The sequence below is a fragment of the Vibrio sp. L85 genome, from assembly GCF_963871815.1.
Classification (GTDB): Bacteria; Pseudomonadota; Gammaproteobacteria; order Enterobacterales; family Vibrionaceae; genus Vibrio; species Vibrio harveyi.
The window spans coordinates 162,743-175,001 of record NZ_CAWMYL010000243.1; the positions used below are offsets into that span (position 1 = coordinate 162,743).

The 12,259-nt window shown below is 45.0% G+C and carries 13 protein-coding genes; 8 read left to right on the plus strand and 5 right to left on the minus strand.

Translation table 11 applies throughout. From position 1 onward, the window contains the following. Positions 1-203 precede the first annotated feature (203 nt). From cmk to AACR11_RS23570, 7 genes are all read left to right on the plus strand, one after another. Positions 204-884 carry a (d)CMP kinase gene (gene cmk, locus AACR11_RS23540; protein ID WP_005444854.1) on the plus strand — a complete coding sequence of 227 codons (681 nt, stop codon included), beginning with the start codon at positions 204-206 and terminating at the stop codon, positions 882-884. A gap of 110 nt (positions 885-994) precedes the next feature. Beyond that, positions 995-2,665, plus strand: a complete 1,671-nt coding sequence (gene rpsA / locus AACR11_RS23545; protein ID WP_005444855.1) for a 30S ribosomal protein S1 — start codon at positions 995-997, stop codon at positions 2,663-2,665. 213 nt (positions 2,666-2,878) lie between these two features. Then, a complete protein-coding gene (gene ihfB / locus AACR11_RS23550; protein ID WP_005444856.1) occupies positions 2,879-3,163 on the plus strand; it encodes an integration host factor subunit beta in 285 nt (94 codons plus the stop codon). Positions 3,164-3,303: 140 nt separating this feature from the next. Next, positions 3,304-3,597: a lipopolysaccharide assembly protein LapA domain-containing protein gene (locus AACR11_RS23555; protein ID WP_005444857.1), complete on the plus strand. Its 294-nt coding sequence runs from the start codon at positions 3,304-3,306 to the stop codon at positions 3,595-3,597. Between the two features lie 18 nt (positions 3,598-3,615). Further along, positions 3,616-4,791 carry a lipopolysaccharide assembly protein LapB gene (lapB, locus tag AACR11_RS23560; protein WP_005444858.1) on the plus strand — a complete coding sequence of 392 codons (1,176 nt, stop codon included), beginning with the start codon at positions 3,616-3,618 and terminating at the stop codon, positions 4,789-4,791. Between the two features lie 83 nt (positions 4,792-4,874). After that, a complete protein-coding gene (gene pyrF, locus AACR11_RS23565; protein WP_005444860.1) occupies positions 4,875-5,576 on the plus strand; it encodes an orotidine-5'-phosphate decarboxylase in 702 nt (233 codons plus the stop codon). A 423-nt stretch (positions 5,577-5,999) separates the two neighbouring features. Further along, positions 6,000-7,847: an extracellular solute-binding protein gene (locus AACR11_RS23570; protein ID WP_005444862.1), complete on the plus strand. Its 1,848-nt coding sequence runs from the start codon at positions 6,000-6,002 to the stop codon at positions 7,845-7,847. A gap of 90 nt (positions 7,848-7,937) precedes the next feature. Here the strand turns inward: AACR11_RS23570 and AACR11_RS23575 are convergent, their stop codons facing one another. The 5 genes from AACR11_RS23575 to AACR11_RS23595 are packed head-to-tail and all read right to left on the minus strand — an operon-like array spanning position 7,938 to position 11,699. Beyond that, entirely contained in the window at positions 7,938-9,998 is a 2,061-nt protein-coding gene (locus AACR11_RS23575; protein WP_009698469.1) for a heavy metal translocating P-type ATPase, read from the minus strand. Further along, positions 9,995-10,315, minus strand: a complete 321-nt coding sequence (locus AACR11_RS23580; RefSeq protein WP_005444865.1) for a hypothetical protein — start codon at positions 10,313-10,315, stop codon at positions 9,995-9,997. The genes AACR11_RS23575 and AACR11_RS23580 overlap by 4 nt, the downstream gene beginning before the upstream one ends. Next, positions 10,305-10,610 (minus strand): hypothetical protein, encoded by a 306-nt coding sequence (locus AACR11_RS23585; protein ID WP_005444866.1) that lies wholly within the window; start codon positions 10,608-10,610, stop codon positions 10,305-10,307. Before AACR11_RS23585 ends, AACR11_RS23580 begins: the two co-directional genes overlap by 11 nt. Continuing rightward, positions 10,603-11,370 (minus strand): YtxH domain-containing protein, encoded by a 768-nt coding sequence (locus AACR11_RS23590; RefSeq protein ID WP_009698467.1) that lies wholly within the window; start codon positions 11,368-11,370, stop codon positions 10,603-10,605. Before AACR11_RS23590 ends, AACR11_RS23585 begins: the two co-directional genes overlap by 8 nt. Further along, positions 11,367-11,699: an HMA2 domain-containing protein gene (locus AACR11_RS23595; RefSeq protein ID WP_005444868.1), complete on the minus strand. Its 333-nt coding sequence runs from the start codon at positions 11,697-11,699 to the stop codon at positions 11,367-11,369. Before AACR11_RS23595 ends, AACR11_RS23590 begins: the two co-directional genes overlap by 4 nt. A 140-nt stretch (positions 11,700-11,839) precedes the next feature. Here AACR11_RS23595 and AACR11_RS23600 point away from each other — a divergent pair, with 140 nt between their 5' ends. Then, positions 11,840-12,202, plus strand: coding sequence for an HMA2 domain-containing protein (locus tag AACR11_RS23600; RefSeq protein ID WP_223295770.1), 363 nt, complete (start codon positions 11,840-11,842; stop codon positions 12,200-12,202). Positions 12,203-12,259 lie beyond the last annotated feature (57 nt).

The following is a 12,259-nucleotide window of genomic DNA, read 5'->3' on the forward strand; positions in this document are numbered from 1 at the left end:
TAACGAGTGAAACTTAAAACGGCGAGAGTGAAAATTCTCGCCGTTTTTTATTGGAACTTTTCTCAATAGCGTGAATCCAAGTGCGCGTTGGGTGTAATGCTTTACACGACATTTTTACTCGCTCCAAAAGGCAATTACCCGTATAATACGCGCCTCGAAAACCGAGCAAATTGCTGAAAAAGAAATTATAGGTGGAGAAGAACATGTCCTCTCAAACTCCGGTTGTTACCGTAGATGGACCTAGTGGTGCAGGTAAAGGCACTTTATGTATGTTGCTGGCGAAGAAGTTGGGCTTTCATCTTCTTGATTCTGGCGCAATTTATCGTGTACTTGCACTCGCAGCGATTCACCACGGCGTAGACACTGAGTCAGAAGATGCGCTTGTTCCACTTGCTACTCATCTAGACGTGCAGTTTGTTGCTGAAGGTGACCTAGTAAAAGTGATTCTAGAAGGCGAAGACGTCTCTGGTGAACTTCGTAAAGAAGAAACTGGGATGGCGGCGTCTAAAGTGGCAGCTTTGCCACGCGTTCGTGAAGCATTATTGCGTCGTCAGCGTGCATTTGAGGCTGCTCCGGGTCTTGTTGCTGATGGTCGTGACATGGGTACGGTTGTATTCACGGGTGCACAAGCGAAAATTTTCCTTGATGCGAGCGCAGAAGAGCGTGCAAATCGACGCCTTAAACAGTTGCAAGATAAAGGGTTAGATGTTAGATTTGCTGACCTTTTGAGCGAGATCCAAGAGCGTGACGATCGAGATCGTAACCGCCCAGTGGCGCCACTACGCCCTGCAGAGGATGCGCTTGTGCTAGATTCTACGTCGATGACTATCGACGAAGTGGTAGAAAAGGCACTACAATATATCGAATCGAAGCTAGCTGAGTAATTACGCTCGGCTAGGCTAAGAGCGTCGGTCGCAAGGATGATGATTGGCGAATTTAATAACCCCATGCGGTAGGATACCCGTGGACGTTTAATTTATTGAAGATTAAATAAATGACTGAATCTTTTGCTCAACTCTTTGAAGAGTTTCTAAACGAAACAGAATTCCAACAAGGCAGCATCGTTAAAGGTACTGTAGTAGCTATCGAGAACGGTTTCGTTCTTGTTGACGCTGGTCTTAAGTCTGAATCTGCTATCCCTGCTGAACAGTTCAAGAACGCTGCTGGCGAACTTGAAGTTGAAGTTGGCGCTGAAGTAGACGTAGCTCTAGACGCTGTTGAAGATGGTTTCGGTGAAACTCAACTTTCTCGTGAGAAAGCTAAGCGTCACGAAGCTTGGATCGTTCTTGAGAAAGCTTACGAAGAAGCTGAAACTGTTGTTGGTATCATCAACGGTAAAGTTAAAGGCGGTTTCACTGTTGAACTAAACGGTATCCGTGCTTTCCTTCCTGGCTCTCTAGTAGACGTACGTCCAATCCGCGACACTGCTCACCTAGAAAACAAAGAGCTAGAGTTCAAAGTTATCAAACTTGACCAAAAACGTAACAACGTAGTTGTTTCACGTCGTGCAGTTATCGAATCTGAGAACAGCGTTGAACGTGACGAGCTTCTAGAAACTCTACAAGAAGGTTCTGAAGTTAAAGGTATCGTTAAGAACCTTACTGACTACGGTGCGTTCGTTGACCTAGGTGGCGTTGACGGTCTTCTACATATCACTGATATGGCTTGGAAGCGTGTTAAGCACCCATCTGAAATCGTTAACGTTGGTGACGAGATCCAAGTTAAAGTTCTTAAGTTCGACCGTGAGCGTACTCGCGTATCACTAGGTCTTAAGCAACTAGGCGAAGATCCATGGGTAGCAATCGCTAAGCGTTACCCAGAAGGTCACAAACTAACTGGTCGCGTAACTAACCTAACTGACTACGGCTGCTTCGTTGAAATCGAAGAAGGCGTTGAAGGTCTAGTACACGTTTCTGAAATGGATTGGACTAACAAGAACATCCACCCTTCTAAAGTTGTTAATGTTGGCGACGAAGTTGAGGTTATGGTTCTTGAAATCGACGAAGAACGTCGTCGTATCTCTCTAGGTCTGAAACAGTGTAAAGCTAACCCATGGCAGTCATTCGCTGAAGCACAAGCTAAAGGCGACAAAGTTACTGGTAAGATCAAGTCTATCACTGACTTCGGTATCTTCATCGGTCTAGAAGGCGGCATCGACGGTCTAGTTCACCTATCTGACATTTCTTGGAATGTTGCTGGCGAAGAAGCTGTACGTGAGTACAAGAAAGGCGACGAGATCTCTGCAGTTGTTCTAGCAGTAGACGCTGAGCGTGAGCGCATCTCTCTAGGCATCAAGCAAATGGAAAACGACCCATTCAATGCTTACGTTGCTGACAACAAGAAAGGTGTTCTAGTTAACGCTACTGTAACTGCTGTTGACGCTAAAGGCGCTACAGTTGAAATCGCAGAAGGCGTTGAAGGCTACATCCGTGCTTCTGAAGTATCTCGCGATCGCGTAGAAGATGCTTCTCTAATCCTAAGCGCTGGTGATGTTGTTGAAGCGAAGTTCACAGGTGTTGACCGTAAGAACCGCGTAATCAACCTATCTATCAAAGCTAAAGATGAAGCTGAAGAGCAAGAAGCAATGGCATCTATCAACAAGCAAGACGAAGCTGCTTTTGGTAATGCAATGGCTGACGCTTTCAAAGCTGCTAAAGGCGAATAATTTACTCGCTTAAGCTAAAAAGGAGCCGCAAGGCTCCTTTTTTATGCTTGCTACTTTGCGAGTAGTAATACTAATGTTGATAAACTATGCTAAAAAAAGACATTTTTTGATTGCGCATTTTGTGTAAAATTTGTCTAGAATTGATAGCAAGTGTTTGTTGGAATTAGTATTACTTACTATAATGAGTGATAAAGATACTCAAAGAGGGCAACTATGACTAAGTCTGAACTGATTGAAAGACTCTGCGCTGAGCAAACACATTTATCAGCGAAAGAGGTAGAAGATGCTGTAAAAGATATTTTAGAGCACATGGCTTCTACACTAGAGAGCGGTGACCGTATCGAGATCCGTGGCTTTGGTAGTTTTTCTCTTCATTACCGCGAGCCTCGCGTAGGTCGTAACCCTAAAACGGGCGATAAAGTGGAGTTGGAAGGTAAATACGTTCCTCACTTCAAACCTGGTAAAGAGCTTCGTGAACGTGTAAATATGGTTGGCTAAGGCTCTCTTATTAGTTTGAAAAAGCGGCATACTCTCGTGTATGCCGCTTTTTTATAACTAGATTATTGGTAATATACATGGTCTGAAGAAACATTTTACTGCATAATCTTACCTACTTACTCCTCGAAGGGTGATGTAACATGAAAATTATAAAAATCGTTGCTGTTTTAGCTCTCTTTTTAATTGCACTGGCTTTAGGTTCTCAAAACCAAGAGATCGTGACTTTCAATTACCTTTTAGCGAAGGGTGAATTCCACTTATCAACGCTACTAGGTGTGGTCTTTGTGGTTGGCTTTGCTCTGGCATGGGTTATCTTTGCTAGCATCCAATTCAAGACTCAACTTCAGGTTCGTCGTCTGAAAAAGAAACTTAAAAAGTATGAGCCCGCTGAAGCAGAGAAACCTGCTAAACCAGCAGTAGCAAAACAGGCATAAGGATAAGGCTTAACTTTAATGCTTGAACTACTCTTCTTGTTATTGCCGATAGCCGCCGCCTATGGCTGGTACATGGGGCATCGCAGCGCTCAGCAAGACAAGCAGAAGCAATCTCATCAGATATCCCGTCAGTACGTGACGGGTCTTAACCTGCTTTTATCTGATCAGTCAGATAAGGCGGTTGACCACTTTATTGAATTGCTCCAAGTTGATAACGAGACGATAGATACACACCTAGCGTTAGGTAATCTTTTCCGTTCTCGTGGTGAAGTCGACCGTGCAATTCGTATCCACCAAAACCTGATTTCCCGTTCTGGTCTGACTCTGGATCAGAAAAACCTTGCTCTCCAGCAACTGGCGAAAGACTACATGGCTTCCGGCTTTTTAGACCGTGCCGAGAAGATCTTTGAGCAGCTAGTTGATGAGCCAGACCATCGTGAAAGTGCCCTTCAACAGTTGGTGACTATTTACCAACAAACCCGTGAGTGGGAAAAAGCGATTCACTACGCAAACCAGTTAGCGAAAATGGGCAAAAAACGCACTCGTATTCGCGCTAACATTGCGCACTTCTGGTGTGAGCTGGCGATGCTTGACCAAGCGGATGGCAATACCAATAAAGCCATTCAACATTTCAAGAAAGCACTTTCAGAAGATCCTAAATGTGTCCGTGCGAGTATTGCTCTTGGTCGTGTGTACTTGGAATCAGAAGACTACAAACACACCATCAAATACCTGACTGGCGTGCTTGAGCAAGATAAAGACTTTATTAGTGATGTACTGCCAACAATTGCCGAGTGTTATCACCACCTTGGTCAAGAAGATGAGCTGGTGGAATTTTTACGAGCATGTATCGATAAGAAAGCCGGTGTATCGTCTGAATTGATGTTGGCACAGTTAGTTGCGCACCATGAGAGTGTGGGAGCCGCACAAGAACTACTAACCAAACAACTATTGAAAAACCCAACCATGAAGGGCTTCTACCGCCTTATTGACTACCATATTGCAGAAGCAGAAGATGGTCGTGCAAAAGACAGCCTTTCTACACTACAAGCGATGGTTGGTGAGCAATTAAAAGTTAAACCGCACTACCGATGCAGGAAATGTGGTTTCTCCACTCATTCCCTTTACTGGCACTGTCCATCGTGTAAAGGGTGGGGGACGATCAAGCCAATCCGAGGATTGGACGGTGAATAATTTTAATGCAGCTGGCAGAGTTTCTGTCCGCTGCATTTTTTTGACCTTTATTTAATAAGAACCAAAAACAGTTAGGAGATGAAATGATCGACCAAAAAGTTATTGTCGCACTGGATTATGATAACCAAGCTGATGCGCTTGCGTTTGTAGACAGAATTGATCCTGCGTCATGTCGCCTTAAAGTAGGCAAAGAAATGTTTACGCTATTTGGTCCTGATTTCGTACGTGAGCTTCATAAACGCGGTTTCTCTGTATTCCTAGATCTGAAGTTTCACGATATCCCGAATACGTGTTCAAAAGCGGTTCGCGCAGCAGCTGAACTGGGCGTATGGATGGTGAACGTACATGCAAGTGGTGGCGAGCGCATGATGACAGCATCGCGTGAAATTCTTGAACCTTACGGTAAAGACCGCCCGCTACTTATTGGTGTGACAGTGTTAACAAGCATGGAGCAGAGCGATCTTGCTGGAATCGGTCTGAACGTCGCTCCTCAAGAGCAGGTTATTCGCCTAGCAACTCTGACAAAGAACGCTGGTCTTGATGGCGTAGTGTGCTCTGCGCAAGAGTCATCTCTACTTAAAAATGAACTTGGAAAAGAATTTAAGCTAATCACTCCAGGTATCCGCCCAGCAGGCTCTGAGCAAGGTGATCAACGCCGCATCATGACGCCAGTAGATGCAATCCAAGCGGGTTCTGACTACCTTGTAATTGGTCGTCCGATTACTCAGGCTGTGGATCCTGCATCGGTCCTTAAGTCAATCAACGATAGCTTAGCAAATATGTAATGTTGATTTGAACCGAACGAAAAAGGTGAAGTGGGAACGCTTCGCCTTTTTTGTTTTTGCTGCACTGAAAAAATAGAGGTAGCTGTAATTGATATCGTTTTGCCTTGACTGTATGGCTAATGGCACTGCTAGGTTCACACTTTGCTAACATAAACCGCTGTGATACTCGGAAAGTGCAACCATGTGTTATGGATGGGTTGCGTTACAAATGTGTAACGAATACTATGGAGTGGATGCATTCACTGCGTTGTAAGGTCAGGATGACCTAGTGAAACTCTCTGATATTTATACGGAAGTGAACAGGACTTCACTTTGTATTCGCTCCCATTATTTCCTTTACTGTGTATTAAACACAGTCGCTTCGAGATTCACTTGTTGTCGTTCTTCTGGTCTTACTGCGCAAACACGACAAGGAAGAAAACAATGATAAAAACTCTGCCATTCTCGGCATTGGCAATGTTAGTGGCGAGCAGCTTTCAGTTAAATGCTGCGGAGCTACCTGCTGACATCGAATGGATTTCGAATAATAACGAGCCTCTTTTCGCTTCTGATGAAGCTGTACGAGGCGGCACTCTGCGCACATATATGATGAGCTTTCCACAGACTCTTCGTAGCGTTGGTCCTGATGCTAACTCAGGTCTACGTCACTACTTTATGGATGGCGCACCTAAATTGGCACAGCGCCATCCAAACACCGGTAAATGGATCCCACAATTAGCCAAAGAGTGGGCGTTCGGTGAAGATAATAAAACAGTTTACTTTAAGCTGGATGAAACCGCTAAATGGTCAGATGGTGAGAAGATCACCGCAGACGACTACGTATTTATGATGAAGTATTACACTTCAGAAGACATCATCGATCCTTGGTACAACGACTTCTTTAAAAACAGTATTGTGAGCGTAGAGAAGATTGATGAATACACAATTCGCGTTAATCTTTCTGTTGCGCAAAGCCACGACTCTCTCATGGTTTTGATCAATATGCCAAGTAACGGCTTCCAACCTCGTCCAGAACACTTCTTTGAGGGTGAAAAGGACGAAAACAAAGACGGTATGCCAGATAACTTCGTCCGCAAGTTCAACTTCAAGGCAGAACCGACCGCCGCCCCTTACTACCTTGATAAGATCAAAAAGGGTAAGAGTGTTACCTTTAAGCACGTTGGTGAAGATTGGTGGGGCTATAACAACCGTTATTACAAAAACCGTTACAACGTAGACAAAGTACGTATCACTGTAATTCGTGACCAAGACATCGCGATGAAGCACTTCGAAAAAGGCAAGCTTGATTACTTTGATATGGTGCTACCTAACCTTTGGCACGACAAAACAAACAGCGATGGCTACACCAAGGGTTATATCCAAAAGTATTGGGGCTTCAACCAATCACCTCAAGGTGCAGGTGGTCTGTGGATGAACACAGCAATGCCGATGCTAGGCAATATAGAAGTACGTAAAGGCATCATGGCTGCAACAGACTACGATGGCATGATTGAAAACATCATGCGTGGTGACTATTCACGTAAGCCACACGGTTTAGGCTTTGGTCATGGTGAGTATGATGATCCAAACAATACACCACCAAAATTTGATCCAGCAGAAGCGGTTAAGCATTTCGAGAAAGCGGGTTTCGATAAAATAGGGGCGGATGGTATTCGTGTTAATGACAAAGGCGAGCGCCTAAGTTTTGCGATTACTTACGGTTACAATTCTCATACTCCTAGAATTGCTTATCTAAAAGAACAAGCGAAATTAGCGGGTCTTGAGTTTACCCTTAACCTTGTTGATGGCTCCTCTGCGTTTAAATACATCCTAGAGAAAAAGCACCAACTGGCATTCCTAAATATGGGCTCAGGTGAAATCCCAGCATATTGGGAATACTTCCACTCAGCGAATGCGAACAAGCCGCAAACGAATGCACATACGAACTACAGTAGCCCTGAGCTAGATAAGTTAATTGAAGCGTATGACAACGAGTTTGAACAACAAAAGCGTTATGACTTGTCACGTCAGATCCAGAAGTATGTTGGTGATGCAAACGTGATCGTCCCAGGTTACATGGTACCTTATACTCGTGTTGCACATTGGCGCTGGCTGATTACACCAAAGGATGCAATGACCAAATCCACCGAGAGCATGTTCCATCCAATGGATATTGGTAACTTCTGGATTGATAAGTCTGTGAAGAAAGAAACAGAGAAAGCGATGAAGAGTGGCAAAGTGTTCCCAGAAGTGACAGTCATTGATGATCGTTACAAGCTTTCATCAAACTAATGCTCTCCCTTAGGTAATAAAAAGCCCCGATACTCGATTGAGTCGGGGCTTTTCTCATCGCTTTCAGGAGTCTTTTCTTAAAGCATACATTTATCCATGTCTAAGCGCTGCAGAGCGACCAAGGATAGATAATGTTGTGCCGTTATGGAGTAGAGCACTCATCGTTGGATTGAGCCAACCTAACGCCGCAGCAAGCATGATTCCGCTATTCACGTATTCTGCGATCTTGATGTTAGAGTTGATTACATGCATGGCGATATTGGCAAGCTCACGCGCTTCTGCCAGTCCGTATAGCTGATCACGAAGAAGCACGACATCGGCAACTTGGCGGGCAAGTTCAGTACCTCGACCCATTGCGACACCGACATCAGCTGCGGTTAAAGCCGGCGCATCATTTACGCCGTCACCAACAAACATGACAGTGCGTCCTTCAGCCTGAAGCGCTTCAACGATAGTTGATTTCTCTGAAGGGACTGCTTCAGCGAAGACTCGATCTAGTTTCAGTTCATCAGCAAGAATGCTGGCTTTGAATTGGCTGTCACCAGTAATCATGATCAGCTCTTTGACACCAAACTGGTGCAGTGCATTTAGCGTGTCTAATGCATCTTCACGCAAGTGATCGCGTAAGCCAATCATGCCGATCAACACATTTTGATGCGAGATGAAGATAAGGTGACGACCTTGCGCTTCATACTTTTTGATCACATCTTCAAATGGTGTGAAGTCAACACTCTCATGCACTTCTAAGAAGTGGCGACTGCCCATTACCAACTCATGATCATTCATGGTGCTCTTGAGACCATGGGCAATCACGTATTCCACTTCACCGTGCTCGATGTGTGGTAGTTGATTGTGTTTTGCCGCGTTTACCACAGCCTGAGAAAGTGGGTGGTTGCTGTGTTCTTCGACAGACGCTGCAATAGCGAGTAAATCACGAGCCGTGTTGGAATCGCATAATGGAATCACATCCGTTACCTGCATATCACCATGAGTGAGCGTGCCCGTTTTATCAAACACACAGGTGTCTATTTTTACCAATTTTTCAATTGCGCTGCCGCCTTTGAACAAGATCCCTTGTTGTGCCGCACGGTACATGATGGATTTGAAGGTTACTGGCGTACTGAGTTTTAGCGCACAGGAGTAATCTACAAGGAATACAGACGCGACGCGGTTAATATCCTGAGTTAGCGCAAAGACTGCGGCTCCGATACCCAAGGTAATTTTCACGCGGCGGTTTGCCATGTCTTGTGTAACCTGCTGAATTTCGCTCTTTTCACTCAGCGAGTCATAAATCAGTTTGGCAATTTTTGCGGTGGTCGCTTCGCTACCGACCTTGTCGACGCGAACTTGAATTGTACCTTCGTGCACGCTAGTTCCAGAGTACACGACAGCACTTTCCTCACGACGAACTGGTACATTTTCACCAGTCAAAGAGGATTGGTTAATCAGTGCTGCCCCTTTGATGATAGTGCCATCAACAGGAATAGACACACCAGGAGCCAGCTCAATGACATCACCAACGTCAAGCTCCGTTGAGTTCACTTGTGTGCGTTGTGTTCCGTCTACGCGCCAAACAATCGATTCCTGAGGACGCATCAAATCAGCCAGTAGTTGATCACTGTTGCGACTGGTCTTTTGCTCCATGTATTCGCCAAGACTGATTAAGCTTTGCGTCATCATCGCAGTACGGTAATCACCGCGCCAAGCCGATAAACCAACAGCAATTGCATCTAAGACTTCAACAGAAATGTTCTTGTCTTTTAGATCGCTGACCCCTTCAAATAAGGTTGGAGCAATCAATGTTGCGGTTGATAGTGCTCCCCATTTGTTGGGCAGTAAAGCCGCCGCGATAGTGCCAATCACGTTCATGGCAATGTCGCCACGCGTAAACTTGTGTTCTGCTTCTTCTTGAGTGGCTTCTGCTAAATCAAGTTGGCTTAGACGTTCTTCAACCGTTTTTGCTTGTAGCAGTTGCGTGTCATATTCGACAACAACAGATTGAGCTGACTCATTGACCCGCACAGCACTGATGCCTTGGATTGCCATTAAACTGGTTTCAATCCAAGTGCCGACATCTTTGTGATGCCTTAATGCTGATGCTTTAAAGCGGATCCTACCGGGAAAGTGATGCTTTACCTGAATCGAGATCATTCTTCGCCTTTGTATAGGTTACGGTAGTATTCCAGCTCTGCTTGTGTGTCTTCTAAGCGTTCTTTAAGCTCTTCTACTTCACCACGGACTGCGGACCAAGCTTTCTCACCAGTAGTCGTAACACCTTGCTGAAACTTTTTGTTTGTCAATAGGTAAGCAACTGCTGCCCCGGCTGCCATACCCATCATAAAATGCGTTTTTGTGTTTTGCTTTTTATATGGTTGCTCTGCAGCCTGCTGTTGTGGATCCACTGCTTGGTTTTGTTGCTGTGGGTAGCCGTAGTAAGGGTAACCGTAGTATGGGTTGTTATTGTTCATCTTTAGATTCCGAAACTTGATCCATTAAGTAAAGACCCGCTGCACCTACGCTGAGAATTGTCAGCATAGAGAGTGCAGGGCGACCGGCCATTTTTTCTGCCACATACGTTGTCGCACCAGCGATTGCTGCAGTCTTAAGTGCAGATTTTGCGGCGCTGGTAGCCATTTCATTAGTGTCGATATTGCCCGCTTTATGCTCTTTCCACTGGCTGGCAATCGTCGCGCTGCCACCTGCGATAGCACCGACTAACATGGCACGATTGGCAGAACTGAGTTTATTGGCTGAATTACTCATGTTCTTTGATAACAGGTTGACCGTTTTCACCTTCGTTTTCTTCACTAGGTGCTTTTTCGGCAACTTCTTTGATTGCAGGTTCTGCTTTGTGACGCTCTACCGATTCTTGGAAGCCTTGTTTACCCGCAGCATAAGTCTCTTTAAAGATTTCACTTCCTGTCGACACGTTCTCTTTCACTGCACTTGCAGTGTTTACGGCGCCTTCTTTTACGCTTGAACCACCAGATTTCAGCATGTCGCCAGCACCTGATACCAAGCCCATTAGTTTGCCGCGCACATTTTCATTGCTTAATAGAAGTGCTGCTGCAGCGCCTACCATAGCGCCTTTCCAAAACTCTTTATCGTTCATACCGAAAGTTCCTAATATCTCTTTAAACATGCCTGCTTCTTCACCGAGAGCGCCTTCTAGCATCGCCTGAGCTTGCTCGAATAATGGATCGCTTTCTGGTGTTTCAGAGGTTTGAGGTGGTTGTTGAGGTTGCTGTGGGTGTTGCATCATCCCCGCATGCGGCCAGTGTGGGGGCGGTGGCATCATTCCCGGATGGAATTGTGCGCCCATGCCCGGCGGCATTTGGTGAGGATGACAAAATGCAGGATGTGGGAAATGCGGCATCATACCCATTTGATGAGGCATCATCATTGGTGGCATTTCACCGTTTTGCATGCTTGCCATGTAAGCATTCGCCATTTCCTTTTGCATTTCCATCATGGCCTTGAAGTAGGCTTCGTATGGATTTGCGTTGTTCAATGAGTCACTCATGAACGTTCTCCATCTAAGTCTAGTTGCTCAGCTATCGCGTAGCATGCTCGTTCAGCAACCTCTTTTGATTCCGAAAACAACGCGTCAATTGCTTTGGGGTTGACTGTTGTTGGGTCGTATTCAATGACGATACTGCCCGTCGCATTATTCAACTTATAGTTTTTGAATGCCGGAATTGAAGAAATGGCTTTCTCGATGTCGTCACTTCGGAAACTGGCAAGATGCGCTACGATGCCGAGCTTGTATTTGAGTCTTACTCTTCCCGGGATATGGTGGCCAATCGATACCCACTTTCTTAGTTTTAAGGCCTGGTCGACGTACTGTTTCATAAAAAAATTATACGGTAAGCGAGGTCAGATTCATTGAGAAAAAGGATCATGTGACGAACTAATTACAAATGCTTTGCGCTTAATCAATTTCAATGCTACTGTTGAAAACAGTAATGGTTATCATTTGGATTGGCGCTAGCATGAATACTTACATTCACAAGACAAATCATAGGCTTAGGGTTCGTTCTGACTATATTAAAGATCACCCCAAAGAAGTCGAAGAATTGATTTGTCAGTTGGAAGGGATTGATGCTGTACGTGAAGTAAAGCATAAGAAATATGCAGGATCTGTAGCGATCAGCTTCGATAGTCGTGAGCTAGATTGTGACAGTTTGATGGAAATTCTAGAAAGTCATCATTGGACGCAAAGCAGCGAAAAGCCTTCTTTTGTTGAGAAAGCAATGGTGAGCGGAACAAAAAGTCTAGTGAAAGGATTAACAGGGGTCGCATTGACTCGTATCGTTGGTCCATCGGTCAGCCGAGTTATCATGAATTTGGCATAAGCGGTTGAGAAAAAAGAACATTAAAAAGCCCGGCATCAAGTCGGGCTTTTTTGATCA